Source organism: Cryptosporangium aurantiacum (genome assembly GCF_900143005.1).
Lineage (GTDB): Bacteria > Actinomycetota > Actinomycetes > Mycobacteriales > Cryptosporangiaceae > Cryptosporangium > Cryptosporangium aurantiacum.
In genome coordinates, this window is the sequence record NZ_FRCS01000008.1 from 178,740 (window position 1) to 205,347 (window position 26,608).

Here is a 26,608-nt window from a genome sequence, read left to right on the forward strand (position 1 = left end):
GCCCGGACAGATGACCAAGGCCAGTGCCACGCCCGCGACCGTCCTCGTATACAGCGATGACGCGGCCGTCCGCGAGCGGATCCGGATGGCGGTCGGCCGCCGGCCTGCGGCCGACGTCGGTCCGATCACCTGGGTGGAGGCGAGCACGGGCGAGGAGGTCGTCGCGCTGACCGACGCCGGTGGGCTCGACCTTCTTCTGTTGGACGCCGAGGCGTGGCCCACCGGCGGCATGGGCATCTCCCGCCAGCTCAAGAACGAGGTGGACGACTGCCCGCCGGTGTGCATCGTCCTGGCGCGCAAGGTCGACCGCTGGCTGGCGACGTGGTCGGAGGCCGATGCGGTGCTGTCCCACCCGCTCGACCCGGTAGCCGCCGCGAGCACCGTAGCCGACGTGCTGCGGCGCACGCTGGGCGCGCTGCCTGTCGCGCGATGACGGCCCCGCTCCCCCAGACCTGGCCGTCGCTGCTCAACACGCTGCTGGCGCGGGAGTCGCTCAGCCCGGAACAGACCACCTGGGCGATGAGCCAGGTGATGTCCGGCGACGCCACCCCGGTGCAGATCGCGGCGTTCGCGATGGCGCTACGAGCCAAGGGTGAGACGCCGGAGGAGGTGTCGGGGCTGGTCGCGGGCATGCTCGCGGCCGCGACGCCGATCGACGTCTCGCCGGACGCCGTCGACATCGTGGGCACCGGCGGCGACCAGGCGCACACCGTCAACATCTCGACGATGGCCGCGATCGTGGTGGCCGGCGCCGGTATCCCGGTGGTCAAGCACGGCAACCGGGCGGCGTCGAGCAGCACCGGCGCGGCCGACCTCCTCGAGTACCTCGGGGTGCCGATCACGATGACGCCCGAGCGCGCGGCCACGTGCGTCCGCGAGGCCGGAATCGCGTTCTGCTTCGCGCCCACGTATCACCCCGGGCTGCGGCACGCCGGTGTGGCGCGGCGTGAGATGGGCGTCCCGACGTTCTTCAACTTCCTCGGCCCGCTCACCAACCCGGGCCGGGTCCGGGCCAGCGCCGTGGGCTGCGCGAACCTGCGGATGGCGCCGGTGATGGCCGGGGTCTTCGCACAGCGGGGCGCTTCGGCGCTGGTGATGCGCGGCGAGGACGGCCTGGACGAGTTCACCACCACGGCCGCTACGCGGCTCTGGGTGGTCGCTGATGGATCGGTGACCGAGGTCGTGTTGGACGCCTTGGATCTGGGCGTTCCGCGGGCCGAGCGGTCGGACCTGCGCGGCGCCGACGCGGCGTTCAACGCGAAGGTCGCCCGCGCGGTGCTGGCCGGTGAGCGCGGCCCGGTGCGGGACGCCGTGCTGCTCAACGCCGCCGCCGGGATCGCCGCGTACGAGGGCTTCTCCGGCGGGCTGGAGGCGTCGCTGCGAGGCGGTCTGGAGCGGGCGGCGGCAGCGGTCGACTCCGGGGCGGCCGGCACGGCGCTGGACCGCTGGATCGCGGTCGCGACCCAGGATTGACGCTCGCTCACCGGGGCTACGGCGGAGCCCGCCGCAGCCCTCGGTGGCGGGGCGGCCGTTGCCCCCGTCGCGGGGCGACCGTTGCCCCCGGCGCGGGGCGACCGTTGCCCCCGTCGCGGGGCGACCGTTGCCCCCGGCGCGGGGCGACCGTTGCCCCCGGCGCGGGGCGACCGCAGCCCGGTGGCCGGGCCGCCGCGGCCCCGTCGCGAGGCAGCCGCGGCCCCGGTGGCGGGCCGCCGCAGCCCGGCGGCGTGACGAAGATGACGTCCACCGGGGGCCGTCCGGGAACTAGCGTTGTCGCAGGTGAGCCGCGTGCGAACAGCATGCGGACACTGGACGACAGTACGTGAAGAAATGCTGACGAAACGTTCCGTCAGTCCGGACCCGATGGGACACTTAGCCCGTGCCGCCCCCTCTCCCTCCGCGGGTTGCCGCCGCGGTGGCAGCGACTGTCGCCGATCTCGTCGCCGCAGGGACGAGCGGCGTCGTCCTGCTCGGTAGTCAGAGCCGTGGTGACGCCCACGAACACAGCGACGTCGATCTCGTCGCGCTCGGCAACGGCCCGGAGTACACGCACCGCCAGCTGGGCGGTCTGCTCATGTCGGTGTCCTGGCGGACGGCCGACGCCGTCCGCGGATCGTTCGCCGACCCCAAACTCGCCGGCAGCACCGTGCCCGGCTGGCGCGCCGCGGTGATCCTGCACGACGCCGACGGCACCGCCAACGAACTCTCGGCGGAGGCCGGTGCGTGGCGCTGGTCGGACATCGAGGGGCCACGGCGGGCCTGGATCGCGGGCCAGATGACCGGGCGGGCCGAGGTCGTCCAGCGGCTGGTCGGGTCGCTCGCAGCCGGGCGCCGGACGTCCGCCGCGGTCACCCGCAACCGGCTGTCGACGCGGTTACCGGTGGTCGCCGCCGTGCACCACCGCATCCTCTACGACGCCGAGCACCGCCTGTTCGACCTGGTGGCCGACGCGATGGGGCCGTCCTGGCGCCGTTCACAGGACGCGGCGCTGGGTCTGCGGGGCGAACAGCTGGCCGACTCGTGCCGTGCCGCATTGGGCCTCTACGCCCAGCTGGCCCCGGTGGTCGAGCCGTACCTGAACGCCGATCAGCTGGCCGTGGTCCGGTCCGCCGCTGAACTAGCCTGGGCCACCCAACACGCCGCATAGTGCACGGCCCGCCCAGAACGGCGCTGACAGGCGAGCGCGAGGCCTTGAGTATCAGTACATACGAGGCGGCCTCCCGCTCGACTGCCAGCTCCGCTCTGGGCGCGCTCCCGCCGTAGCAGGTACAAAAGCAAAAAAGCCGACCCGGTAGGGGTCGGCTCTTGGTTTTAACCTGGAGCCCGTCCAGGGCGACGCTGGCATCCGCGCGCAAGGCCGCCTCGTATGACTGATACTCAAGGCCTTGCGCGCGGCTGTCAGCGTCGGTCTGGACGGGCCGCCGTCGTTAGTGTTCGCCGGGCTTGGTGTAGTACTCGAAGAGAAGCCCGGTCACGGCCATCAGCACGGCGATGACGCCGAGCGCGATCAGCCACGGGAACCAGTACGCCACACCCAGCCCGGTCACCGTCGCGGCGACCGCGATGCCGAACGGCCAGTAGCTGCCCGGGCTGAAGAAGCCCAGGTCACCGGCGCCCTCGGAGATCTCCGCGTCCGACCGGTCCTCCGGACGGGGCTCGATCCGCCGGGCGACCAGCGAGAAGAACTGCCCACACATGCCGCACAGCAGACCGGACAGGACCAGCGCCGTCGTACCGACCCAGTCGGTGTGGTACGTGGTCTTCGACGTCCACACGCCGTACAGCGCCGCAGACGCGAACAGGAACACGGCGAGCAGGTTGAAGATCCTGGACTCGCTCTTCATGGTCGCTTCTCCTAGCTCGGCTGACGCGAGGTGCGGTCGGGGTTGAACGGCGTCGTCGTAGTGGCGATCGGGCTCTCACCGATCGACTCCAGCGCATCGTAGGTCGAAGCACCGTTCTGCTTCGCCGCGATGAACTGATCGAACTTCTCCGACGTCACCGCGCGCAGCTCGAAGTTCATGTTCGCGTGGTACGTGCCGCAGAGTTCCGCACACCGACCGACGTAGGCACCCTCTTCGCCCTTGTTGATCGTCGCCTCGAACGAGTTCGTCCGCCCCGGAACGACGTCGCGCTTGAACAGCAGCGCAGGCACCCAGAACGAGTGGATGACGTCGTCGGAGGTCTCCATGAACCGGATCCGCTCACCGGTCGGCACAACCAGCACCGGGATCTCGGTCGTGGACCCGATGGTGCCGATCGGCTGCTTTTCCTTGTCCTGGAGCTCCGGGTAGAGGAACTGCCAGTTCCACTTGAACGCCACCACGGAGACCGTGAGGTCCGGGTTGGCCTTCTGCTTGTCGACGAACGTCTGAACGATCGCGGTGTAGTAGAAGAGCACCGCGATGATCAGGAACGGAACCGCCGTGTAGAGGATCTCGATCGGCAGGTTGAAGCGGGTCTGCACGGGCAGCTCGTCGCTCTTCTTGCGGTACCGGATCACCGCCCAGAAGATCAGGCCCCAGACGAACACGCCGACCGCGAGGGCGGCGATGACCGAGCCGGTCCAGAGGTCTTCCATCTGCTCGGCCTGCGGGGTGATCCCCTTCGGCCATCCGAACCGGAGTACTTCCTCGGTAGAGCAGCCGGAGAGCAGCAGCGCCGTCGCGCCGGCAACGCCGGTGACGGCGGCAAAGCGCCCGGCCCGACCAGAACGCCGAGTACGACGTTCGGCACTCGCTGACGGGTTTGCCCCCACCAGTCGCCCTCCTCATCGGCGCCCGACGTACCTGCTCCAGTCGGGTCTAATCCCTTCGACCGAACGTAGACTACTGGACCCCCGAGGCGCCGACCCGCAGGGGTCGCCGACGCGCCGGGGTAGCGTTCCGGAACGTGTCCGACGACCGGGAACCGCCAATACGGACGTACTTCGACGCCGCCACCGCGGTGCCGCTGCACCCGGTCGCGCGGGAGGCGTTCCTGGCCACTCTCGACGACGGCTGGGCCGACCCCGCGCGGCTCTACACCGAGGCGCGACGCGCCGGTCAGCTGTTGGAGGCCTCCCGGGCCGTGGTCGCCGAGGTGATCGGCGCCCGCCCGGACGAGGTCACGTTCTGCGCGAACGGCTCGGTGGCCGCGCACGCGGCCGTCCTCGGCGGGTTGGCCGGGCGGCGGCGCGCCGGATCCGTGTTCGTCCACTCCGCCGTCGAACACTCCGCGGTGCTGCACGCCGCCGAGACCCACGGCACGGCGGTCCCGGTCGGAGTGGACCGTGCCGGCCGGGTGTCCACCTCGGCCTTCGCCGAGGAGGTCGCGCGACCGGGGGTCGCGCTGGCAGCGCTGATGAGCGCCAACCACGAGGTCGGGACGGTGCAACCGGTCTCGGAGGTGGCTGCGGCGTGCGCCTCGGCCGGCGTTCCCCTGTATGTGGACGCTGCGCAGTCGCTGGGCCGTACTCCGGTACCCGGCGGCTGGTCGTTGTTGACCGGGAGCGCACGCAAATGGGGCGGCCCGGCCGGCGTCGGTGTGCTGGTCGTCCGTGCCGGGACGCGCTGGACCTCGCCGTGGCCGGCGGACGAGCGGGAGCGTGGTCGTGCTCCGGGGACGCCGAGCCTGCCCGCGATCGTGGCCGCGGCCGCGTCGCTGCGGGCGGTCGCGGCGTCGGCCGACGCGGAGCGCGCACGGTTGGCACCGCTCGTCGACCGGATCCGGGAGCGGGTGGCGGCGACGGTCCCGGACGTCGAGGTCGTCGGTGACCCGGTGGACCGGTTGCCGCACCTCGTCACGTTCTCGTGTTTGTACGTGGACGGCGAGGCGCTGCTGCACGCACTGGATGCACGGGGGTTCGCGGTGTCGTCCGGGTCCTCGTGCACCTCGTCGACGTTGTCCCCGTCGCACGTGCTGGAGGCGATGGGGGTGCTCAGCCACGGAAACGTGCGGGTGTCGCTGCACCACGCGACGACCGAGGCGGACGTGGAGCGGTTCCTCGCGGAGCTGCCGGGAATCGTGGCTGACCTGCGCGCGACGGCGGGGGTGACCGGCCTGTGACGCCCGAACTCACCCTGGATTGCCGCGGGATGCGATGCCCGCTCCCGGTGATTCACCTGGCGCGGCGGATCGGTGAGGTGCCGGTGGGTGCGGTAGTGCGAGTGCTCGCCGACGACCCCGCGGCCCGCGTCGACATCCCGGCCTGGTGCCGCATGCGCGCCCACGAGTACCAGGGCGCCGACGGCGACGCGCACGACGTCCGTCGTAACAATTAAGCGGCCCTCGTTCTAACCCGGAGCCCGCCGAGGACGAGGCTGGCGTGCGCGCGCAGGGGCCTTGCGCGCGGCCGTCAGGCTCGTCCTCGGCGGGCCGCCCACCTAACGGGCGATGTGGGCGGCTACTTCTTCAGCGGCGCGGTCCCCGTAGTCGTCGCCGAGACGCTTCACGAACTCGGTCGCGTCAACCTGGTACTCCTGCGTACCGACGGTCTCCAGCACGTACGTCGCCAGCAGGTTGCCGACCTCGGCCGCCCGCTGCAGGTCCAGGCCCCACGACAGCGCGGTGAGGAACCCGGCGCGGAACCCGTCGCCGACGCCGGTCGGGTCGGCCTTCACGGCCTCGGTCGCGCACGCGACGTGGATCCGCCCGATGTTCCGGCCGACGATCTCGACGCCGTCCTTGCCGAGCGTGGTGACCCGCACGTCCACCCGGTCGAGCACGTCGTCCGCCGAGTAGCCGGTCTTCGACTCCAGCAGCGTCTTCTCGTACTCGTTCGTGAACAGGAACGCGGCCCCGTCGATGAGCTGCCGCACCTGGTCACCGGTCATCCGGGCGAGCTGCTGCGACGGGTCGGCGGCGAACCGCAGCCCGCGCTGCCTGCACTCGACGGTGTGCCGGACCATCGCCTCCGGGTCGTTGGCCCCGACCAGCACCAGGTCCAGCCCGCCGACGCGCTCGTCGATCGGGCCGAGTTCGATGTTCCGCGCCTCGCTCATCGCCCCGGCGTAGAACGACGCGATCTGGCACATGTCGTCGTCGGTCGTGCAGACGAACCGGGACGTGTGCGCGTACTCGGAGACGTGCACCGAGTCGCAGTCGACGCCGTGCCGCTCCAGCCACGAGCGGTAGTCAGCGAAATCGTTGCCCACCGCGCCGACCAGGATGCCGGGGAGCCCGAGCTGGCCCATCCCGAACACGATGTTGGCGGCCACCCCACCACGCCGAACGACCAGGTCGTCGACCAGGAACGACAGCGAGACGCGGTCCAGCTGGTCCGGCATCAGCTGCGTGGCGAACCGGCCCGGGAAGTGCATCAGGTGGTCGGTCGCGATCGACCCGGTGACAGCGATTTTCATAGGGCGTCCATCCGGGGTTTTCTCCATCCGGGTAAACAGCTGAAGGGCACCGCGCCTCGAGAGCCGGGCGCTAGAGATATGACACGGCCGCTGCGGGCCGACACAGTCGGTGGGGACATCGACGGGCGACAGCCTAATGCACACTTCCGGCGCTCACTCCCGTACGCCCACGATGCGGGCACACCGGGTGAGCCACCGGACGCGCTGCGCACCCGACGTGTGGGCACACGAAACGGCGTCCACCACCGGGAACCGGTGACGGACGCCGTCGCGAAAGGCTCTAGCTCAGTGGAACGAGTCGCCGCAGGCGCAGGACCCGGTCGCGTTCGGGTTGTCGATCGTGAAGCCCTGCTTCTCGATCGTGTCGACGAAGTCAATCGTCGCGCCGCCCAGGTAGGGCTTGCTCATCCGGTCGACCGCGACCTCGACGCCGTTGAAGTCGAGGATCGTGTCACCGTCGAGCGACCGCTCGTCGAAGAAGAGCTGGTACCGCAGGCCGGAACAGCCACCGGGCTGGACGGCGATGCGCAGGCGCAGGTCGTCCCGGCCCTCCTGGTCGAGCAGAGCCTTGACCTTGCTGGCGGCGCCATCGGTCAGGAGCACACCGTTGTTGGTCGGAGCGTGCTCGTGGGTGGTGTCGGAGACGGTCACAGTCGGCTCCCGTTAGGTCGCTGGTCAACTACCGGGACAACCAGAGGGGTCCCGGCGTCCATTCCCCATGGTTGCACAAGACTCAGCGAATCGGCCGGGCCCGGCTCCAGTCGCGCGCGGTGCGGGCGGCCAACGACGTCAGCACTTCGCCGGCGTCCGCCATCGCTCGCTCCACCGATCCGGCGTGCTCGACCAGCGAACGGGCCTCGTCAACGTGTGCGGCCGCGGCCTCCTGCCGCCCCACCGCGACCTGCCCCGCGAGGACGACACACGGCGCACCGTGCTCGGCAGCGGCCGACGCCACCCCGGCGACCACCTTCCCGCGCAGCGATTGGTAGTCGAACGACCCTTCACCGGTGATCACCAGATCGGCGTCCGCGACCGCGGTGTCGAACCCGATCAGCCGCCGGACCAGCCCGATCCCGGCCTCCCGCCGACCGCCGAGTGCGAGCAACGCCACACCGAGCCCACCCGCGGCACCCGCTCCGGGCAGCGCGGCGACGTCCGGCGGGCAACCGGGCAGGTCACGCACCAGAACGTCGGCCCAGCGCGAGAGCGCCGCATCCAGAATCTGGACGTCGTTGTCGGTGGCGCCCTTCTGCGGCCCGTACACCGCCGACGCCCCGTGAATACCGGTCAGCGGGTTGTCGACGTCGGTTGCCGCGACGATCTCCACGCCCCGCAGCGCCGGGAGCCCGGCCAGTCCCTCACAGGCCCGGAGCGCGCCACCGCCCGGCGGCAGCGCCGTACCCGAGACGCCCACCGGCCCGGCACCGAGAGCCGCCAGCAGCCCCGCGCCCCCGTCGTTGGTCACGCTTCCGCCCAACCCGATGACGACCCTGCGGGCGCCGGACTCGACCGCCGCCGCGAGCAGCAGCCCGAGCCCGTAGGTCGTCGTCACCTTCGGGTCACGTTCGGCTTTCGGCACCAGCTGGAGACCGGCGACCGTCGCGCACTCCAGGTAGGCCACGTCGTCCACCAGCAGGAACGACGCGTCCAGCGGCTCCATCCGCGGGCCGCAGGCCCGCACCGGGACCAGCGAGCCACCGAGCGTCGCCCGGATCACCTCGACGAGCCCGGGCCCGCCGTCCGACAGCGGGCGGGTCACCACCGTGTCGTCGGGCGCCGTCTGTTTCCACCCGGCCGCGATCGCCGCCGCGGCTTCTCCCGCCGACAACGTGCCGCCGAACGAGTCCGGAGCCACCAGTACGCGCATGAGCCAATCGTGCCGTATGGCCGTGACCGCGGATTGCTGTTTCGACGGCCGGAAAACAGCATTATCCGGCGCGACCTGTGCGTCCGGGAGTGATGAGCGTTACTGGCCGTGGGCGGAGTTGGTGCCAGGATGGTTAACCCCGCGGTAATACGCGTCGATCGGAGTGAGCGTGAGCACCGACCTCGGGCTGCCGACCCTGACCGCTCAGGGATTCGCCGAGCCCTCCCCTACCGCTGCGGCGCTGCTGCTCCTCGGGCGTGGCACCGACCCCAACGCCGAGCGCGGCGTCGACTGCCCCGGCGACCTGCCTGCTGCGTCCGACCCCGGGCTGGTGGAGCGCGCGACGAAGGCCCGCGAGAAGCTCGGCGACCGCGCGTTCGTCCTCGGTCACCACTACCAGCGCGACGAGGTCATCCAGTTCGCCGACGTCACCGGCGACTCGTTCAAGCTCGCCCGGGACGCCGCCGCGCGTCCGGACGCCGAGTACATCGTGTTCTGCGGTGTGCACTTCATGGCCGAGTCCGCAGACATCCTGACCAAGGACGACCAGCAGGTCATCCTCCCCGACCTGGCCGCCGGCTGTTCGATGGCCGACATGGCCACCGACCAGCAGGTCGACGAGGCGTGGGAGGTCTTGAAGGACGCCGGCGTCGCGGATGCCACGGTGCCGGTCAGCTACATGAACTCCTCCGCCGCGATCAAGGCCTTCACCGGTCGGCACGGCGGCACGATCTGCACGTCGTCCAACGCGAAGCGGGCTTTGGACTGGGCCTTCACCCAGGGTGAGAAGGTCCTGTTCCTGCCCGACCAGCACCTGGGCCGGAACACGGCCGTCCTCGAGCTCGGCCTCGAGAAGAGCGACTGCGTGCTGTTCGACCCGCACAAGCCGGGCGGTGGCCTCACGCCCCAGCAGCTCCGCGACGCGACGATGATCCTCTGGCGCGGGCACTGCTCGGTGCACGGCCGGTTCACGCTCGAGTCGGTGCTCGACGTCCGCGACCGCATCCCGGGCGTCAACGTGCTCGTGCACCCCGAGTGCCGGCACGAGGTGGTCACGGCCGCCGACCTGGTCGGCTCGACCGAGTACATCATCAAGACGCTGGACGCGGCGCCGGCCGGCTCGTCGTGGGCCATCGGCACCGAACTCAACCTGGTGCGGCGGCTCGCGCTGGCCCACCCGGACAAGACGATCGTCTTCCTCGACCGCACGGTCTGCTTCTGCTCGACGATGAACCGGATCGACCTGCCGCACCTGGTGTGGTCGCTGGAGTCGCTGGCGCGCGGTGAGGTCGTCAACCGGATCACCGTCGACGCCGAAACCGCACACTTCGCCCGAGTCGCCCTGGACCAGATGCTGGCACTTCCCGGGTGAGCCCTGGTGCCCCTGCGAGCGGCCGATACGCTGGACAGGTGAGCCTTCTCCGTCGCAAGTCCGCCCCCGCCTCCGAGAACGTGCCGGAGACGGTTGAACCCGTGGAAGCCCCTGCGGGCAAGGCGTACACCCCGGCCAAGGGCCGGCCGACGCCGAAGCGCACCGCGAACAGCCGGCCGCGCGCGGTGTCGAGCTCGCCCGCGCCGACCGACAAGAAGGCCATGCGGGCCAAGATGCGTGAGGAGCGGGCCCGGGCGTACGAGGGCATGCGTCGCGGCGAGGAGAAGTACCTCCCCGCCCGCGACAAGGGCCCGGTCCGGCGCCTGGTTCGCGACCTCGTCGACGCGCGCCGCAACGTCGGCTCGTACTTCCTCATCGGCGCGCTGGCCGTACTGCTGTTCTCGCAGCCGCAGTGGCCGGCGCCCGTGCGGTTCGGCGCCAACATCCTCTGGCTGCTGCTGATCGTCGCGATCCTGGCCGACGTGTTCCTGATCTCCCGGATGATCAAGAAGAACGTCCGGGAGCGGTTCCCGAACGCGCCCGACAAGATGGGCGGCCTGACGTTCTACGGTGTGATGCGCTCGGTGCAGTTCCGCCGCATGCGCTCCCCGTCCCCGCAGGTCAAGATCGGCGAGAAGGTCTAACCGACCCACAGCTTCCTGATCACGTCCTCGATCGCGGGTTCCAACACCCGCAGGTCGCGCAGCGGTGCTGCCGCAGCCACCGCGGCCACCACCGCGGGCAGCGGCCCGTCCAGCGCCAACGTCTGACGCCGCCCGTCAGCCTCCACCAGCTCGGTGGAGGCTCCCGCCACCGCGAGCGGCGCGCACGGTCCGTCCAGCTCCACGACCAGACGCCGCCGCGACCCGTACCGCTCGTGCAGCGCCGCGAGCGTCCCGTCGTGCACGACCCGCCCACGGTCGATCACGACCAGCCGGTCGCAGAGCCGCTCGATGTCGGCCAGGTCGTGGGTCGTGAGCACCAGCGTCGTGCCGTGCCGCTGGTTCAGCTCGGCCAGGAACCCGCGGACGGCCTCTTTGCTCACCACGTCCAGGCCGATCGTCGGCTCGTCCAGGAACAGCAGCTCGGGGTCGTGCAGCAGCGCCGCGGTCAGCTCGCCGCGCATCCGCTGTCCCAGCGAGAGCTGCCGCACCGGGGTGGCCAGGAACGGCCCCATCTCCAGCAGCTCCACGCACTCACGCAGGCGCCGGCCGTGCGGCCCGGACGAGACCCGGTACACCGAACGCAACAGCGCGAACGACTCGGACAGCGGTAGGTCCCACCACAGCTGGCTGCGCTGTCCGAACACCGCGCCCATCCGCCGCGCCAACCGGGTCCGGTCCGGCACCGGGTTCAGTCCGCACACCCGCACGGATCCGCCGGATGGCGTCAGGATGCCGGTCAGCATCTTGAGCGTCGTCGACTTGCCCGCGCCGTTCGGCCCCAGGTAGCCGACCATTTCGCCCGGCTCGATCCGCAGGTCGACGCCGTCCACCGCGGCCACGGTCCGCCGCGACCGCCGGAACCGCCCCGCTTTCGCCCACACCACGAACTCCTTCCGGAGCCCGTCGGCCAGCACGACGCTCATGAGCCCGTGCTCTGGTAGTGCCGGACGCCGACCCGCCAGACGACCCTCGCCACCGCCGCCCAGACGAGCGAGACCGCCGGCCCGCACCAATGCAGCCAGGCAGGCGTCCCCAGCGGGTCGGAGAGCCCGAGCAACGCCAACGCCGGGAAGTACCCGACAAAAGCCAACCCGATCACGAACCCGAACACCCGCCCGAACCACGGGCCGTACACCGGCGTCGGATAGCTCGCGAAGTCGCGGCCTCCGTACGTGAACACGTTCACCACCTCTCCCCCGTCCACCAGCCAGAACATCGTCGCGGCGCCGGCCGTGAAGATCGCGCCGTAGCAGACCGCCCCGGCGAACGGTGCCACCGCCGCGAGCAGCACCCGCGGCACGGTCCAGTCGACGTCGGCCACGGCGAGCGCCACCCCGTAGGTCGCCAGCCCCTGCACCACCCGGCCCGCCCGGCGCAGCGAGAAGTCCAGCACCACGAGCTGCCCGAACGTCGAGAGCGGCCGCAGCAACACCGCGTCCAGCAGTCCCGTGCGCAGGTAGAACGGCACCCGCTCGAGGTTGCCCACCGCGACGTCGGCGAGCTGGAACGCCAGCTGGGCGATGCCGGCGATCAGCAGCGTCTCGGTGACGCCGAAACCGGCCAGCGACGGCGTCACCCGGAACACGGCGAGCAACACCAGCACGTCGATCACCGTGATGCCGGCGTTGAGCGCCAGATCAACGGCGAACGAGAGCCGGTACTGCGTCTGACTCCGGACCTGCGCCCGGAGCAGCTGCACATACGCGTCAGCCACCCTGCACCACCAGCCGTCGCAGCGCGATCCGCTGCAGCAGGGAGGCAGCGGCCAGCATCACACCAGCGGCCAGCGCACCACCGCACACCAACGCCACCGGAGAGCCCCGTTCCAGCAGAACGTCGAGCGGCGCCTGGAGCATCCACGGGAACGGCGTGCACCAGAGCACGGTCTGCACCCACTCCGGGAAGAACGGGATCGGCACCGCGAGCCCGGAGAACAGCGACCCACCGAACAGCCAGAGCGTGTTCGGCCCGCGCGCATCGAGCCACCAGAACGCCAGCAGGTTGACCAGGTACCGGGTGGCGAAGCTGGTCACGGTGGCCAGCACGACCGAGATGACCAGCCACAACCACGTCCGAGCCTGGGCGGGCCAGCGCAGCGGGAAGAACAGCGCGCCGAGCGCGATCGGCACGGTCAGCCGGATGACCAGCGCGTGGCCGGCCCGTCCGAGATCCGCGGCCAGGAACGCCACCAGTGGGTTCACCGGCCGGAGCAGGTCGGTGACGATGTCGCCGGTGCGGATCCGGTCGGCCACCTCCACCCAGCTGAACAGCTGGACGACGCCGAGCAGCCCCTGGCTCGCCCAGGCGAACATCGCCAGTTCCGCCGCGTCGTACCCGGCGGCCGTCCCGGTAGCAGCGGCGGCGGCGAGCAGGACGTAGGTCTTCAGGAACCCGAAGACGGAGTTCGTGCACGCGCTGGCCAGCATCGCGCGGCGGTACGTGGCATGACGTCGGAAACCAGCCCTGACCAGGGCGGCAAACGCCGACACCGAGCTCTCCCCTCGCGTGATGTGCTCGAATGAGCCACCACGCCGCGCACCTGAGCAGGTGCCCGCCGCCGGCCGGCAGGGATCGACCCTAGCGCCGCGCCCGGCCGCCGGGCGACCCGATTAGGGTCGGGTCATGGAATTCCGCACACTCGGTCGTTCCGGGCTCTACATCTCCGAGATCGCCTACGGCAACTGGATCACCCACGGTTCGCAGGTCGAGGAGGACGCCGCGATCGCCTGCGTCCGAGCCGCCCTGGACGCCGGAATCACCACCTACGACACCGCCGACGTCTACGCAGGCACGAAGGCCGAGCGGGTACTCGCGAAGGCGCTGGACGGCGTCCGCCGCGCCGACTACGAGCTGTTCACGAAGGTGTACTTCCCGGTCGGCAAAGGCAAGAACGCCCGCGGGCTGTCCCGCAAGCACATCATGGAGGGCATCGAGGGGTCGCTGAAGCGGCTGAACACCGACTACGTCGACCTCTACCAGGCCCACCGGTTCGACCACGAGACCCCGCTCGAGGAGACGATGCTGGCGTTCGCCGACGTCGTCCGGCAGGGCAAGGCGCTCTACATCGGCGTCTCCGAGTGGCGCGCGGAGGAGATCGCCCGCGCCGCCGAGCTCGCCCGTGAGCTGCGCATCCCGCTGATCTCCAACCAGCCGCAGTACAACATGCTGTGGCGGGTCATCGAGGCCGAGGTCGTCCCGGCCAGCGTCGAGGCCGGGATCAGCCAGATCGTCTGGTCACCGATCGCCCAGGGCGTCCTCACCGGCAAGTACAAGCCGGGTCAGCCGGTGCCCTCCGGTTCTCGGGCCACCGACGAGAAGGGCGGCGCCGACTTCGTCAAGGACCTCCTCCGCGACGACGTCCTCACCCGCGTCCAGCAGCTGGTCCCGCTCGCCGAGCAGGCCGGGCTCTCGCTCGCCCAGCTCGCGATCGCGTGGGTGCTGCAGAACTCGAACGTGGCGGCCGCGATCATCGGTGCCTCCCGGCCCGAGCAGGTCACCGAGAACGTCAAGGCGGCCGGGGTGAAGCTCGACGCCGACCTGCTGAAGGCGATCGACGACGCCCTCGACCCGGTGATCGAGCGCGATCCCGCGCTGACCCGCTCGCCTCGCACCCGCGTTTAGGACTACGCCTGCAGGGCGCGCGCCGCAGGCGCGTGCCCTGACGTGGAGCCCGCCCAGGACGAGGCTGGCAGTCGAGCGAGCCGACGTCGTGACCTTTGGCCTGCTGTCATAAGGAGGCTCGCTCGCCTGTCAGGCTCGCCCCCTGGGCGGGCCGTGCACTACTCCGCCGTCAATGGCATGGCGTACTCCTTGCGGCCGTTCTCCTCCAGGACGACCTCGTCGACGCCGGCCGCGAGCAGCTCCCGCCACTGCTCACCGAGCCAACTCTCCGCGTCCGACTGGCTCGGGAACTCCTCCGAGACCTCACCGACCTCGCTGCCGCTGCTGCTGCCCTGGTATCGCCACTGCCACGTCATCCGCAGTCTCTCCCCTCGACCGTTCAGGCCGAACCTACGACACCGCCCGCCGGATCGCGCCTCATCCGCCCGCTCCGCGCAGCGGCCCGGCGCCCGCGCGGCGGCACGACCAGGAAGGACGTCCCGTGCACACGCTGGTTCTCGGTGGTATCCGCTCGGGCAAGTCGGGGTGGGCCGAGCAGCGGGCCGCATCGGACGGTCGACCGGTCCGCTACCTCGCGACCGCACCGGACCGCCCCGGCGACCCGGACTGGGCCACCCGCGTCCGTACACATCGTGAACGCCGCCCGGCGAGCTGGGACACGCTCGAGGTCGGCACCTCCGCGGCCGCGCTCCCGGCGGCGCTCCGGGCCGCCGATCCGGGAACCGTGCTCCTCGTCGACGACGTCGGCAGCTGGCTGGTCTGCGCGTTCGACGCGGCGTCGGCCTGGGAGCTGCCCGACCCCTGGTCGGCGATCGCGGCCGACGTGGACGACCTGGTCACGGCGCTGACCGAGTGCCGGGCGGACGCCGTCCTGGTCAGTCCGGAGGTCGGCTGGACGGTCGTGCCCGCCACCCGCTCCGGCCGGGTTTTCGTCGACGCGCAGGGGACGCTCAACCAGCGGCTGGCCACCGTCTGCACGGACGCGGTGCTGGTGGTCGCCGGGCGGGCACTTCGGTTGTCGGATGGGCCGGATAGCCTCCTGTCGTGACTGTGTATCCCGGCGACCTCCTGCGCTCCGCCGCGCGGCCGCCAGGGCTCCTCTTCTCCCGAGTCAACTCAGTGGAAGCCACCTCATGAGCGAGCCGGATGTCGAGGGCGCTCCGCCGCCCGAACCTGAAGCTCCGCCGTCGTTGCTGGAGAGCCTGACGCCGGTCGCTGCCGACTGGGCCGCGGGCGAGGCCGCCGAGGCGCGGCTGTCCGGCTGGGGCACCACCACCGGTGCGCTCGCCGGCTTCGCCCGGTGGGTGGGTTCGGTGCGTCCCGGCAATGATGCCCCGTTCCAGCGGGTGCGGCTGGTGGCGTTCGCCGCCGACCACGGGGTCACCGACGGCGCGGCCACGGTCCACGCGCTGCTCGCGGGCGAGGGGGTACTTCCGCTGCTCGCCCGGCGGGCCGACGTCTCGATCCGGGTGGTGGACGCCGCGCTGGCCGGCGGGCCGCTGCCGGGGAACGTCTCGGCGCGGCGGGTGCGGGCGGGCAGTCCCTCGGTCGACCGGCACGATCCGCTCACGCCCGAGGAGGTCGAGGCCGCGCTCGACCTGGGCGCCGTGGTCGCGGACGAGGAGGTCGACGCCGGCGCCGACCTGGTGATCCCGGCCGTGGCCACCGAGTCGGCGATCGTTCCGGCCACCGTGCTGATCGGTGCGCTCTCCGAGGTCGAGCCGGTGAAGGCGCTCGGCTACGACGCGTACCTCCCGGACGCGGTGTGGATCGCACGCTGCGCGGCGGTGCGGGACGGAATGCATCGGGTCGCGAAGTCCGCGGCGACGCTGGCGACACGGCGGCTGTTGGCGATCGGCGGCGGGGCCGACCTGGCTGCCGCGGCCGGGTTCCTGGTGCGCACCGCCGCCCGCCGCACACCGGCGCTGCTGGACGGCGTCGGGGTCGCTGCGGCGGCGCTGGTGGCCAGGGCGCTGGCCCCGGACGCGCCCGGCTGGTGGTGTGTACCGCACGCGTCCGGACGGGCCGGGGAGAAGCAGGCGTTCAACGCGCTGAAGCTGCGGCCGGCGATGGACCTCGGGGTGCGGCTCGGTGACGGCGCCGCCGCGCTGCTCACGCTGCCGATGCTCACCGCCACGGTCGAGCTGACGGCGGCGGCACCGCGCCCGGCCGAACCCGAGCCCGAGCCGGTGTTGCCCGTCTCGACGGATCCGGACGAGGTGATCGGCGGCGTCGGCGGCTACGACGCGGGCCCCCGCGGCCCGGAAGAGGCCGCGTCACCCGCCCCGGAGGTCACCACCGCCACGGCTCCCGACGAGAGCGCCCCGGCCCCACCCTCCGCCGACCCAGCACCGCCCGCCGACCCGGCGCTGGACGCTCCCGCCGACCCGGCCGCGGTTGACCCCGCCGACCCGGCGGTGGACGATCCCACGGATCCGCTCGCGGTCGACCCGGAGCCGGCCGAGCGACGGCCAGCCGCCGGGGTGGATCCCGGCGATCCGGCGTTGGTAGATCCGGTCGATCCGCTCGCGGTCGACCCGGAGCCGGCCGAGCGACGGCCAGCCGCCGGGGTGAAGCCCGGGGACGGGGCGGCGCCGAGCGGTGGGTGATTCGGCGCGGCTCGCGTTCTCCCTGCTCACCGTCGTTCCGGTACGCGCAGGCCGAATGGACAGGGAGACCGCGAGCGGTGCCATGCGGCTGGCGCCGCTGGTCGGCGCAGCCGTCGGCCTCGCCGCCGGTGCCGTCCTGCTGATCGCGCTGGTCGTGGGCATCCCGTCGCTGGTGGCAGGGGTGCTCGGCGTCGGGACGCTCGCGCTGCTCACCCGCGGCCTGCACCTCGACGGGCTCGCCGACACCGCCGACGGCCTCGGCTGTTACGGCGACCCGAGCCGCGCGCTGGCCGTGATGAAATCCTCCGACGTCGGTGCGTTCGGCGTCGTGACGCTGCTGCTGGTCGGCGTCGCCCAGGTCGCCTGCCTGACCGCGGTGACCGAGCAGCGCGCGGTGCTGCCGATCCTGCTGCTGCCCGCGGTCGGCGCCGCAACCGGACGCGCCGCGATCACCTGGGCCTGCCGGGCCGGCGTCGCGTCCGCCCGTCCGACCGGTTTGGGGGCGCTGGTCGCCGGGACGCTGTCCCCGGTGGCCGTGGGTGTGACGACGCTGGTCGTGGTCATCGGCGCAGCACTCGCCACCGCACTCGGCGGCCCGACCGTCCTACGCGGCCCCCTCGCCGTCGCGGCGGGGCTGGTCGTGGCCTGGGCGCTCGTCCGGCACTGCGTCCGGCGGTTCGGCGGCATCACCGGCGACGTGCTGGGCGCCGCGTGCGAGGTGGCGACCACGGCCGCGCTCGTCGTGCTGGTGATCGAGCCCTGGTCGCTGTCCGTACCCCTCACCCGCTAGCCCGCGCGAACCACGTGGAGGCGCTGCACACTTTGTGCCCCTCTGACGGCACAAAGTGTGCAGCGCTTCACCACCCCCGCGTGCGGAAGCTCAGCGGAGCGGGCTCGCGCTCGGCGTCGTGGTCGCCGTGCGGCCCATCGGCTGCACCGGCGCCGACGACTCGACATCCTCGCCGCCCTGCGTCTCGGCCGGGATCGGCTGCTCGTCCGAGCCGTCGGAGGGGTCACCGCTGTCGGACGGACCTGGCGATTCCGTCGGCTGGTCGGTGGGGCTCTCGCTGAACCCGTCCGACGGGCTCGACCCGTCGCTCGGGGTCTCGGTCGGCGTGGTGTCGTCGCTGCTCTCGGACTCCGAGGGCGTCGGCGACGTGGACGCACCGCTGTTGTCCTTCCCGACGACCCGGCTGACCGTGGTGCCGTCGCCCTTCCGGCCGTTCACCGCGTCGGCCAAGCTCCGGCCCTCGATCACCTCGATCGTCGTGACGATGCCCATGACCAGCACGAACAGCGCCGCGCTCGTCATCGCGATCCGCTTCCACGGCAAACCGTCGTACCACGAAGGGCCACCGCCGTAGACGTTGCCCGCCGGTCGGTTGGGCGGCGGCACCGCAGCCGAACCGTAGGCGGGCCGCGTCGGTCCGGCCACGACGGTCTCGTCGACGGGCACACCGAACGGCCGGGTCGCGTCCGGGACCGCGCCGATCACGTGCGTCTCAGCCCGGCTCGGGTCGGTCCGGTTCGACTCTGCCCAGCCCGGGCCGGAACGGGACGAACCAGCGCCGTTCAGATAGGCCCAGGTCGGATCGACACGGCTCGGGTCGGCGCCGTCCAGATCGGCCCCGCTCGGATCGGGGTGGTGCGAATCGCCCCTGCTCGGGTCAGCGCGGCGCGGATCAACACGGCTCGGGTCGGCGCCGTCCAGATCGGCCCCGCTCGGGTCAGCGCGGCGCGGATCAACACGGCTCGGGTCAGCGTGGTGCGGATCAGCCCTGCTCGGATCGGCGTGGTGCGAATCGGCCAGGCGCGGGTCGGGTAGACCGCGGCCGACCTGCGCGGCGTCCGGCAGGTTCGGGTCGGGGGCCAGCACCGTCGAGTCGTGCCCGGCGTGCAGGACGTCGTCCACGCCCTCCTGGCCGCCGACGACGGTCGTCGTGACCTTCAACAGCACCTTGTTCGAGCGCTGGATCGACTTCTGGTAGACAGCCGTGGTCACGGTCGCGATCACACTGCCGAGACCGGCGCCGAGAACCGTGCCCGCGACTCCCAGGTACGACGCCGCCACCGCGGACGTCGACGCGGCGAGCGCTCCGGCCAGCACCTGCGGGCCGGAGATGCCGAGGAAGTTCTTCTTCTCCTCCTCCGCCTTCTCCGTGGTCGGACCACGGAGCGCTGCGGGCACCTCCGACGCCGGCATCGACGCCCCGGGCGCCCGCGGCGTCCCGTAAGACGCGGTGCCGGTCGACGCGGAGCCGGTCGACGCGGAGCCGGTCGACGCGGAGCCGGTCGACGCGGAGCCGGCGCGACGGGTCGTGTAACCGGGGTAGCCGGTCGAGAGCGCACCACCGGTGGCCGCCGCAGCAGCGGCCCGAAACTCCCCGCCCGACGTCGGCCGCACCGACGCCGCCCCACGGATGCCGGTGGAACGCGCCGCGCCGCTCGTCTCCCCAGCGACCGTCGGCCGCGGAATCGCCGCCTCCGCCGCCGCAGACTGCTTCGCAGCACCACGCGCCTCGGACGGCGCGGACACGTCGGCCCGCTTCGGCGCCTCGGCCGGGTTTGGCGCTTCCGCCGGCTTCGGCGGATTGGCCAGGTTTGGGGTGGCCAGCGCGGGATCCGGGGCGGCCGAGAGCGGCGGCAGCGGCGGGAGTTCGAACGCGTCGATCCCGCGTGTCGTCGGCTCCTCGAGGGCTGGTGGCTTCCCCCTCGCCATCCCCGTTTCCGCGTCACCCGTCACGTCCCCCGGTCTTGTACCGGACGACGACGGGGTGGCCGCACCTCGGCCGTCCGGCACGACAGCGCCGGGGGTCGGGTCCACCGCCGGGGACGCGGGCTTCACGTCCGGAGCGGCCTCGCGGCTGGATGGATTCGGACGGGCGGGCAGAGTTGGCTCAGTCATTCGCCTCAGGCAGGTCGACTGCGGTTGATTTCGGGTGGTCAGCTTCCAGGCTACGTCGAAATACGAGTCCGCCGCGGCCCTCAACGGCCTACCCGGTGATCCCTCAGCGAACACACATCAGCGCGGATCGAAGCGAAGCTTCTACCGAACGTGCGACGGAACGAACGGCGGATCGACCACTCGAACCCGCGAACGCCGTCCCCGAACGTCGATCGTCACCTCGTCCCCGGCTGACACGCCCGCCGCGGTGTCCAGCAGCGCGAGACCGATGCCCACTTTCCGGGTCGGCGAGAACGTGCCGCTCGTCACGGTGCCGATCGTGCCTCCGTCCGCGTCCAGCACCGCCATCCCCGGCCGCGGGATCCCCCGGTCCAGCGACTCCAGCCCGGCGAGGCGGCGACGCGGCCCGGCTTCCTTCTCGGCCAGCAGCGCCTCGCGGCCCCAGAATGCGGGCTTCTTCCAGCCGACCGCCCAGCCGCTGCGCGCCTGCACCGGGCTGATGTCGAGCGAGAGGTCCTGGCCGTGTAGCGGGTAGCCCATCTCGGTGCGCAGCGTGTCCCGCGCGCCCAGGCCGGCCGGGCGGACGCCGAGGTCTTCACCGGCGCCCAGCAACGCGTCCCAGAGCGGCTCGGCGTACTCAGCGCGGGGCAGGATCTCGTACCCGTGTTCACCGGTGTAACCGGTGCGACAGACGATCACCGGCACGCCCTCGTGCTCCGCCTCGACAAAACCCATGTAGTCGTGGTCGCCGGGCAGCCCGATCGTCGCCAGCAGCTCGGCCGACCGCGGGCCCTGCACCGCCAGCACCGCGTACTCGGCGTGCAGGTCGGTGACCGTCACGGTGTCCGGCCTCGCCGCGTCCAGCCTCCGGACGACCTCCGCGGTGTTCGCCGCGTTCGGCACCAGGAAGACCTTGTCGTCGGCGTAGTAGTACACGATCAGGTCGTCGACGACGCCGCCGCTCTCGTCGCAGCAGAGGGAGTACTGTGCCTTCCCCGGCCCGATCCGGCCGAGGTCGTTGGAGAGGCAGGAGTTGACGAACTCCGCCGCCCCCGGCCCGGCAACGAGCGCTTTTCCGAGGTGCGAGACGTCGAACACACCGACCGTCGTCCGGACCGCGGTGTGCTCGTCGATGACACCGGAGTACTGGAGCGGCATCTCCCACCCGCCGAACTCGGCGAACTTGGCGCCGAGCGCCACGTGCCGGTCGTGCAGTGGCGAGCGTCGAAGTGGGGATTCGGGCGCGGCGAGGTGGCTACTCGGGTCGCTGCTGGTCATGCTGGCGAACGTACCGTCAGGGCCGAGCGCAGGCGGCCCGGGTGTCGAGCCGTAGCATCGCCGAGGCACCGAACCGAGCTCTGGAGCGAGAATGACGCGACCCACCGAGGCAGCCGTGCTGACCGTCTCCGCCGCTGGCGCCGTCGACGCGGAGGTCGACGCCGTCGTTGTCGGCGTCCATCGTGACGGCGAGCAGCTGAGTCTCGGCCCCGGTGCCGTAGCCGTCGACGCGGCCCTCGGCGGACGCCTGCTCGACGTCCTCTCCCGACTCGGGGCGAACGGCGTCGCGGGTGAGGTCGTCAAGGTCGCGACGCTCGGCGCGACCACCGCTCCGGTCGTCGCCGCCGTCGGTCTCGGGCCCGCCGAGCCCACGCCCGGCAGCCCGGAACCGCACGAGAACTACCGCCGGGCCGCCGGTGCGGCGATCCGCGCGCTGATCGGCACCGACCGGGTCGGGCTGGCGCTGGTCGACTCCGACCCGACGCTCACCCGGGCCGTGCTGGAGGGCGCCGCGCTCGCCGCCTACGACTTCGTCCAGTACAAGAGCGAGCTGCCGCCGACCTACCGTCCGCCGGTGCGGGAGATCGTGTACCTCGCCGATGCCACCGGGCGCGGCGAGATCGAGCTGCAGGGCGAGGTCGACCGGGTAAAGGCCGTCGCCGACGCGGTGCGGCTGGCCCGGAACTGGATCAACACCCCGCCGAACGACCTGCGTCCGCCGGCGTTCGCGGCTCAGGCTGCCGCGGCGGCGGCCGAGGCCGGCCTGGAAGTTGAGGTCCTCGATACGGACGCTCTGCAGGCCGGCGGTTACGGCGGCATCCTCGCGGTCGGCCTGGGATCGGCGGCGGGCCCGCAGCTCGTCCGGATCGCGTACCAGCCCCCGGCGAACGGCGACGAGTTCAAGCACGTCGCGCTGGTGGGCAAGGGCATCACGTTCGACACCGGCGGTATCTCGATCAAGCCGGCGCAGAACATGCAGGACATGAAGAGCGACATGTCGGGCGCGGCGTGCGTGGTGGCGGCGATGACCGCGATCGCCGCGCTGCAGCCCGCGGTGCGGGTCACCGCGTACGTGCCGATGGCCGAGAACATGCCGTCCGGTTCGGCCTACCGCCCCGGTGACGTCGTGACGATGTACGGCGGCACGAAGGTGGAGGTGCTCAACACCGACGCCGAGGGCCGCATGATCCTGGCCGACGCGATCGCCAGAGCCGCCGAGGACTCGCCGGACTACCTGCTGGAGACCTCGACGCTCACCGGCGGCCAGATCGTCTCGCTCGGCGAGCGGATCTCCGGGGTGATGGGGTCGACCGAGCTGCTCGACCGCGTCAAGGACGCGGGGAGCCGTACCGGCGAACCGATGTGGCCGATGCCGCTGCCGGACGAGGTGCGCTCCGGCATGGACTCCGCGATCGCCGATGTCACGCAGATCAACGCCGGGTTCGACCGGGCGGGGCACATGCTCCAGGGCGGCTCGTTCCTGTCCCGGTTCGTGCCGGACGGTGTCGAGTGGGCCCACATCGACATCGCGGGGCCGTCGTACAACACCAAGGCCCCGTTCGGCTACACCCCGAAGGGCGCCACCGGCGTCCCGATCCGCACCCTGCTCGCCCTGGTAGAAGACATCGCTCTCAAGGGATAGCGCGGTGAGCCGCCGCACTTACTTGTTGCGGCGGCTCCAGTCGCGCATTCGTTGGGGGTAGCCGACCGCGGCGACGTCGTAGACGGGCATGCCGAGACGCTGGCCGAGCTTGCGGGCGTCGTCCGGGCTGCCGATCCGGCGGCGGGTCCACTCGCCGTCGGTGGCGATCAGGATGACCGTCATCGCCGTCACGTTCGTCTGCGGCTCGACGAACGCCTCCACCCCGCGCCGAGTCCTGGCGAACTCCTCCAGGTGCGCGAGATCCTCGCGCTGCGCGCCGCGCGGCGTCCCCGGCCGGGTTTTCTTTCGGCGTAACCAACTCACGGGGGCACCTCCTCCGGTCAGTGTAGGCACCCTGCACGACCTGCGGAGGCGTGGTTCGGTACGCCACTGGAGATGCTCACACTGACGACACCCACGTCGCGGCCGGACTTCGTCGAGTGACAAGATTGGTGGAGCCACCGGGCGAACCGGTCGGCGACCCAGCCAACGGCTACCGAACTCAGGAGCGCGGGAGACGCAGTGAGCGGAGGGCGGCCAACGCACGACATCGTCGTACTCGGCGGTGGCAGTGGCGGCTACTCCTGTGCCCTCCGGGCGGCCGAACTCGGGCTCTCGGTCGTGCTCGTCGAGCGCGACAAGCTCGGCGGCACCTGCCTGCACCGCGGATGCATCCCGACCAAGGCGTTGCTGCACGCCGGAGAGGTCGCCGACACCACCAGGGACGCCGCCCGCTTCGGCATCAAGGCCGAGTTCTACGGCGTCGACCTAGCGGCCGTCCTCGCCTACCAGGACAGCGTCGTGAGCAAGATGTACCGCGGCCTGACCGGCCTGGTGAACAGCCGCGGCGTCACGGTCGTGCACGGCACCGGCCGGCTCACGTCCCCGACGACCGTCCAGGTCGGCAGCGAGACCTACGAGGGCAGGCACGTGGTGCTGGCCACCGGTTCGGTGCCGAGCACGCTCCCCGGGCTGGAGATCGACGGCCGGCGCGTGCTCACCAGCGACCACGCGCTCCGCCTCGAGGAGGTGCCGGGTAGCGCGGTGATCCTCGGCGGCGGCGTGATCGGGGTCGAGTTCGCCAGCGCCTGGCGCTCGCTCGGCGCGGACGTGACGATCGTCGAGGCGCTGCCGAGGCTGCTGCCCACCGAGGAGGAGTCGTCCTCCCATCGGCTGGAACGCGCGTTCCGCCGCCGCGGGATCGGGTTCCGCACCGGTACCCGCTTCGTGTCGGCCGAGCCGTCCGAGACCGGGGTGCGGGTGGTCCTCTCCGACGACTCCGCGCTCGACGCCGACGTGTTGCTCGTCGCGGTCGGCCGCGCGCCCGTCTCGGCCGATCTCGGTTATCCGGACGCCGGGGTCGCGATGGAGCGGGGCCACGTCCTCGTCGACGAGCTGTGCCGCACGAACGTGCCGACGATCTCGGCGGTCGGGGACCTGATCCCGACGCCGCAGCTGGCACACGTCGGGTTCGCGGAGGGCATCCTCGTGGCCGAGCGGGTGGCCGGCCTGCCGGTCACGCCGATCGACTACGCGGGCGTGCCCCGGGTCACCTACTCCGAGCCGGAGGTCGCCTCGGTGGGGCTGACCACCGAGCAGGCCAGGGCCCGGGGGTACGAGATCGAGGAAGTCCAGTACGACCTCGCCGGGAACGGAAAGGCTACGATTCTGCGGGCCGCCGGCGCGGTAACTGTGCTCCGCGCCAAGGACGGCCCGGTCCTCGGTGTCCATCTGGTCGGCAGCCGGATGGGTGAACTGGCCGCCGAGGCCCAGCTGATCTACAACTGGGAGGCTTTTCCCGAGGATGTCGCGCCGCTCCTGCATCCGCATCCCACCCAGTCCGAAGCGCTCGGTGAGGCTCATCTCGCGCTGGCCGGGAAGCCGCTACACGTGCACACCTAACCGGTCGACGCCGCCGAACCCAGATCCACTGCCCGAATAGTTCAAGGAGCCGCACAGACCATGCCGACCTCCGTCTCAATGCCCGCGCTCGGCGAGTCGGTCACCGAGGGCACCGTGACCCGCTGGCTCAAGCAGGTCGGCGACACCGTCGCCGTCGACGAGCCGCTGCTGGAGGTGTCCACCGACAAGGTCGACACCGAGATCCCCTCCCCGGTGGCAGGCACCCTCCTCTCCATCACCGCGGACGAGGACGCCACTGTCGAGGTCGGCGGCGAGCTCGGCGTGATCGGCGAGGCCGGTGAGGACGCCGATTCCGGCGCACCGGCCCCGGCCGAGGAGCAGACCGTGGACGCTCCGGACGAGGCGCCCGTCGCGGAGGCGCCCTCCACCGACGCGCCGGAGGACACGCCCGCGCCGCAGGCCGAAGCCGAGCCCGCCGACGGCGGTGGCGAGAGCACGTCGGTGAAGATGCCCGCGCTCGGCGAGTCGGTCACCGAGGGCACCGTGACCCGCTGGCTCAAGCAGGTCGGCGACACCGTCGCCGTCGACGAGCCGCTGCTGGAGGTGTCCACCGACAAGGTCGACACCGAGATCCCCTCCCCGGTGGCAGGCACCCTCCTCTCGATCACCGCGGACGAGGACGCCACTGTCGAGGTCGGCGGCGAGCTCGGTGTGATCGGCGCGGCCGGTGCCGCACCGGCGAAGCAGGACGCCCCGAAGCAGGACGCCCCCGAGCAGGAGCCCGCCGCGCAGGCCGAGCCGGAGTCGGAGCCGAAGCCCGAGCCGAAGCAGGCCGAGCCGGAGAACCCGCCGGCCGAGGAGTCCGAGGCCCCGGCCCGGAACGCGGTCGAGTCCACGCCGCCGCCGGCCGCGAGCGCCCCGGCGCCCAGCGCCCCAGCCCCCAGCGCCCCGGCTGCCGAGTCGACCGACAACGGTCACGGCGCCTACGTGACGCCGCTGGTCCGCAAGCTCGCCAACGAGCACGGCATCGACCTGAACAGCGTCAAGGGCACCGGGGTCGGTGGCCGGATCCGCAAGCAGGACATCCTGGACGCTGCCGAGGCCAAGAAGGCAGCCGCCGCGGCTCCGGCGCCCGCCGCTGCCTCCGCGGCGGCCCCGGCCGCCGCGCCGAAGGCTCCGGCCCAGCCGTCGCCGCTGCGCGGCCGCACCGAGAAGCTGAGCCGCCTGCGCAAGGTGATCGCCCAGCGCATGGTCGAGTCGCTGCAGGTCGCGGCGCAGCTGACCACGGTGGTCGAGGTGGACGTCACGAAGATCGCCCAGCTGCGGCAGCGCGCCAAGAACGACTTCCAGGCCCGGCACGGCGTGAAGCTCTCGTTCCTGCCGTTCTTCGCGGTCGCCGCCGTCGAGGCCCTGCAGCAGTACCCGCAGGTCAACTCGATCCTCAACCTCGAGGAAGGCACGGTCACCTACCCGGACGCCGAGCACCTGGGCATCGCCGTCGACACCGAGCGCGGCCTGCTGGTGGCGACCGTGCGGGAGGCCGGTGACCTCAACCTGGCCGGCATGGCCCGGAAGATCGCCGACCTCGCGGACCGCACCCGCAACAACAAGGTCAGCCCGGACGAGCTGGCCGGCGCCACGTTCACGCTGACCAACACCGGCAGCCGCGGCGCCCTGTTCGACACGCCGATCATCTTCCAGCCGAACTCGGCGATCCTCGGCACCGGCGCCGTGGTGAAGCGCGCGGTGGTGATCAACGACCCGAACCTCGGCGAGGTGATCGCGCCGCGGTCGATGGTGTACCTGGCGCTCTCCTACGACCACCGGATCGTCGACGGCGCGGACGCCGCGCGGTTCCTCACCGCGGTCAAGGAGCGCCTGGAGGGTGGGGCGTTCGAGGGCGAGCTCGGCCTGGCCTGAGTTTCCCGGCACGACACCGGCACCGGC

The 26,608-nt window shown here is 71.9% G+C and carries 26 protein-coding genes; 14 read left to right on the forward strand and 12 right to left on the reverse strand.

The genetic code is table 11. The features are described 5' to 3' along the window. Positions 1 to 10: 10 nt before the first annotated feature. From BUB75_RS25850 to BUB75_RS25860, 3 genes are all read left to right on the forward strand, one after another. Complete coding sequence (locus BUB75_RS25850; protein ID WP_073260406.1) at positions 11 to 433, forward strand: hypothetical protein; 423 nt, start codon at positions 11 to 13, stop codon at positions 431 to 433. Then, positions 430 to 1,473: an anthranilate phosphoribosyltransferase gene (gene trpD, locus BUB75_RS25855; protein WP_073260407.1), complete on the forward strand. Its 1,044-nt coding sequence runs from the start codon at positions 430 to 432 to the stop codon at positions 1,471 to 1,473. Before BUB75_RS25850 ends, trpD begins: the two co-directional genes overlap by 4 nt. Before the next feature lie 403 nt (positions 1,474 to 1,876). Beyond that, a complete protein-coding gene (locus tag BUB75_RS25860) occupies positions 1,877 to 2,644 on the forward strand; it encodes a nucleotidyltransferase domain-containing protein (protein ID WP_143175402.1) in 768 nt (255 codons plus the stop codon). 280 nt (positions 2,645 to 2,924) lie between these two features. Here the strand turns inward: BUB75_RS25860 and BUB75_RS25865 are convergent, their stop codons facing one another. Then, entirely contained in the window at positions 2,925 to 3,341 is a 417-nt protein-coding gene (locus tag BUB75_RS25865; RefSeq protein WP_073260409.1) for a cytochrome c oxidase subunit 4, read from the reverse strand. A gap of 11 nt (positions 3,342 to 3,352) precedes the next feature. Beyond that, positions 3,353 to 4,255 (reverse strand): aa3-type cytochrome oxidase subunit II, encoded by a 903-nt coding sequence (ctaC, locus tag BUB75_RS25870; RefSeq protein WP_073260410.1) that lies wholly within the window; start codon positions 4,253 to 4,255, stop codon positions 3,353 to 3,355. 134 nt (positions 4,256 to 4,389) lie between these two features. Here ctaC and BUB75_RS25875 point away from each other — a divergent pair, with 134 nt between their 5' ends. Together BUB75_RS25875 and BUB75_RS25880 are read left to right on the forward strand one after the other, a co-directional pair. After that, positions 4,390 to 5,544, forward strand: a complete 1,155-nt coding sequence (locus BUB75_RS25875; RefSeq protein ID WP_178379980.1) for a cysteine desulfurase family protein — start codon at positions 4,390 to 4,392, stop codon at positions 5,542 to 5,544. A 29-nt stretch (positions 5,545 to 5,573) separates the two neighbouring features. Continuing rightward, positions 5,574 to 5,759, forward strand: a complete 186-nt coding sequence (locus tag BUB75_RS25880) for a sulfurtransferase TusA family protein (RefSeq protein WP_073260411.1) — start codon at positions 5,574 to 5,576, stop codon at positions 5,757 to 5,759. A 102-nt stretch (positions 5,760 to 5,861) separates the two neighbouring features. On the opposite strand, the gene BUB75_RS25885 is transcribed toward BUB75_RS25880, so the two are convergent. From BUB75_RS25885 to BUB75_RS25895, 3 genes are all read right to left on the reverse strand, one after another. Further along, positions 5,862 to 6,839: a carbohydrate kinase family protein gene (locus tag BUB75_RS25885; RefSeq protein ID WP_073260412.1), complete on the reverse strand. Its 978-nt coding sequence runs from the start codon at positions 6,837 to 6,839 to the stop codon at positions 5,862 to 5,864. Positions 6,840 to 7,124: 285 nt separating this feature from the next. Then, a complete protein-coding gene (locus tag BUB75_RS25890; RefSeq protein ID WP_073260413.1) occupies positions 7,125 to 7,490 on the reverse strand; it encodes a HesB/IscA family protein in 366 nt (121 codons plus the stop codon). A gap of 82 nt (positions 7,491 to 7,572) precedes the next feature. Continuing rightward, positions 7,573 to 8,706: a glycerate kinase family protein gene (locus tag BUB75_RS25895; RefSeq protein WP_073260414.1), complete on the reverse strand. Its 1,134-nt coding sequence runs from the start codon at positions 8,704 to 8,706 to the stop codon at positions 7,573 to 7,575. A gap of 169 nt (positions 8,707 to 8,875) precedes the next feature. On the opposite strand from BUB75_RS25895, the gene nadA reads away from it, so the two are divergent. Together nadA and BUB75_RS25905 are read left to right on the forward strand one after the other, a co-directional pair. Next, positions 8,876 to 10,078 carry a quinolinate synthase NadA gene (gene nadA / locus BUB75_RS25900; RefSeq protein WP_218617760.1) on the forward strand — a complete coding sequence of 401 codons (1,203 nt, stop codon included), beginning with the start codon at positions 8,876 to 8,878 and terminating at the stop codon, positions 10,076 to 10,078. 38 nt (positions 10,079 to 10,116) lie between these two features. Next, positions 10,117 to 10,722, forward strand: a complete 606-nt coding sequence (locus tag BUB75_RS25905; RefSeq protein WP_073260415.1) for a DUF3043 domain-containing protein — start codon at positions 10,117 to 10,119, stop codon at positions 10,720 to 10,722. On the opposite strand, the gene BUB75_RS25910 is transcribed toward BUB75_RS25905, so the two are convergent. Genes BUB75_RS25910 through BUB75_RS25920 form a run of 3 tightly spaced genes read right to left on the reverse strand, consistent with a single transcriptional unit; the run spans position 10,719 to position 13,232 of the window. Next, positions 10,719 to 11,666, reverse strand: a complete 948-nt coding sequence (locus tag BUB75_RS25910) for an ABC transporter ATP-binding protein (RefSeq protein ID WP_073260416.1) — start codon at positions 11,664 to 11,666, stop codon at positions 10,719 to 10,721. The two genes, BUB75_RS25905 and BUB75_RS25910, sit on opposite strands and share 4 nt — an antisense overlap. Continuing rightward, positions 11,663 to 12,457 (reverse strand): ABC transporter permease, encoded by a 795-nt coding sequence (locus BUB75_RS25915; RefSeq protein ID WP_073260417.1) that lies wholly within the window; start codon positions 12,455 to 12,457, stop codon positions 11,663 to 11,665. Before BUB75_RS25915 ends, BUB75_RS25910 begins: the two co-directional genes overlap by 4 nt. Next, positions 12,450 to 13,232 (reverse strand): ABC transporter permease, encoded by a 783-nt coding sequence (locus BUB75_RS25920; protein ID WP_218617761.1) that lies wholly within the window; start codon positions 13,230 to 13,232, stop codon positions 12,450 to 12,452. Before BUB75_RS25920 ends, BUB75_RS25915 begins: the two co-directional genes overlap by 8 nt. Positions 13,233 to 13,365: 133 nt before the next feature. Here BUB75_RS25920 and BUB75_RS25925 point away from each other — a divergent pair, with 133 nt between their 5' ends. Then, positions 13,366 to 14,364, forward strand: coding sequence for an aldo/keto reductase family protein (locus tag BUB75_RS25925; RefSeq protein ID WP_073260419.1), 999 nt, complete (start codon positions 13,366 to 13,368; stop codon positions 14,362 to 14,364). Between the two features lie 158 nt (positions 14,365 to 14,522). Here BUB75_RS25925 and BUB75_RS25930 read toward each other — a convergent pair whose 3' ends face one another. After that, complete coding sequence (locus BUB75_RS25930) at positions 14,523 to 14,720, reverse strand: hypothetical protein (RefSeq protein ID WP_073260420.1); 198 nt, start codon at positions 14,718 to 14,720, stop codon at positions 14,523 to 14,525. 125 nt (positions 14,721 to 14,845) lie between these two features. Here BUB75_RS25930 and BUB75_RS25935 point away from each other — a divergent pair, with 125 nt between their 5' ends. The 3 genes from BUB75_RS25935 to BUB75_RS25945 all read left to right on the forward strand — a co-directional run bounded on the left by BUB75_RS25935 (position 14,846) and on the right by BUB75_RS25945 (position 17,763). Further along, the gene (locus tag BUB75_RS25935; protein ID WP_073260421.1) at positions 14,846 to 15,412 is read left to right on the forward strand and encodes a bifunctional adenosylcobinamide kinase/adenosylcobinamide-phosphate guanylyltransferase; all 567 of its coding nucleotides are present in this window, start codon (positions 14,846 to 14,848) and stop codon (positions 15,410 to 15,412) included. A gap of 85 nt (positions 15,413 to 15,497) precedes the next feature. Next, positions 15,498 to 16,973, forward strand: coding sequence for a nicotinate-nucleotide--dimethylbenzimidazole phosphoribosyltransferase (locus BUB75_RS25940; protein ID WP_073260422.1), 1,476 nt, complete (start codon positions 15,498 to 15,500; stop codon positions 16,971 to 16,973). Positions 16,974 to 17,028: 55 nt separating this feature from the next. Then, positions 17,029 to 17,763: an adenosylcobinamide-GDP ribazoletransferase gene (locus tag BUB75_RS25945; RefSeq protein ID WP_084741779.1), complete on the forward strand. Its 735-nt coding sequence runs from the start codon at positions 17,029 to 17,031 to the stop codon at positions 17,761 to 17,763. A gap of 90 nt (positions 17,764 to 17,853) precedes the next feature. On the opposite strand, the gene BUB75_RS46460 is transcribed toward BUB75_RS25945, so the two are convergent. Then, positions 17,854 to 19,692, reverse strand: coding sequence for a hypothetical protein (locus tag BUB75_RS46460; protein ID WP_073260424.1), 1,839 nt, complete (start codon positions 19,690 to 19,692; stop codon positions 17,854 to 17,856). Positions 19,693 to 20,019: 327 nt separating this feature from the next. Beyond that, complete coding sequence (gene gcvT / locus BUB75_RS25955; protein ID WP_073260425.1) at positions 20,020 to 21,156, reverse strand: glycine cleavage system aminomethyltransferase GcvT; 1,137 nt, start codon at positions 21,154 to 21,156, stop codon at positions 20,020 to 20,022. Between the two features lie 91 nt (positions 21,157 to 21,247). On the opposite strand from gcvT, the gene BUB75_RS25960 reads away from it, so the two are divergent. Then, on the forward strand, positions 21,248 to 22,798 hold the full coding sequence (locus BUB75_RS25960; protein ID WP_073260426.1) for a leucyl aminopeptidase: 1,551 nt from the start codon (positions 21,248 to 21,250) through the stop codon (positions 22,796 to 22,798). An 18-nt stretch (positions 22,799 to 22,816) separates the two neighbouring features. Here BUB75_RS25960 and BUB75_RS25965 read toward each other — a convergent pair whose 3' ends face one another. Further along, positions 22,817 to 23,122 carry a hypothetical protein gene (locus BUB75_RS25965; RefSeq protein ID WP_073260427.1) on the reverse strand — a complete coding sequence of 102 codons (306 nt, stop codon included), beginning with the start codon at positions 23,120 to 23,122 and terminating at the stop codon, positions 22,817 to 22,819. A gap of 198 nt (positions 23,123 to 23,320) precedes the next feature. Here BUB75_RS25965 and lpdA point away from each other — a divergent pair, with 198 nt between their 5' ends. Beyond that, positions 23,321 to 24,700, forward strand: a complete 1,380-nt coding sequence (lpdA, locus tag BUB75_RS25970) for a dihydrolipoyl dehydrogenase (RefSeq protein ID WP_073260428.1) — start codon at positions 23,321 to 23,323, stop codon at positions 24,698 to 24,700. 60 nt (positions 24,701 to 24,760) lie between these two features. After that, a complete protein-coding gene (gene sucB / locus BUB75_RS25975) occupies positions 24,761 to 26,581 on the forward strand; it encodes a 2-oxoglutarate dehydrogenase, E2 component, dihydrolipoamide succinyltransferase (RefSeq protein ID WP_073260429.1) in 1,821 nt (606 codons plus the stop codon). Positions 26,582 to 26,608: the final 27 nt, after the last annotated feature.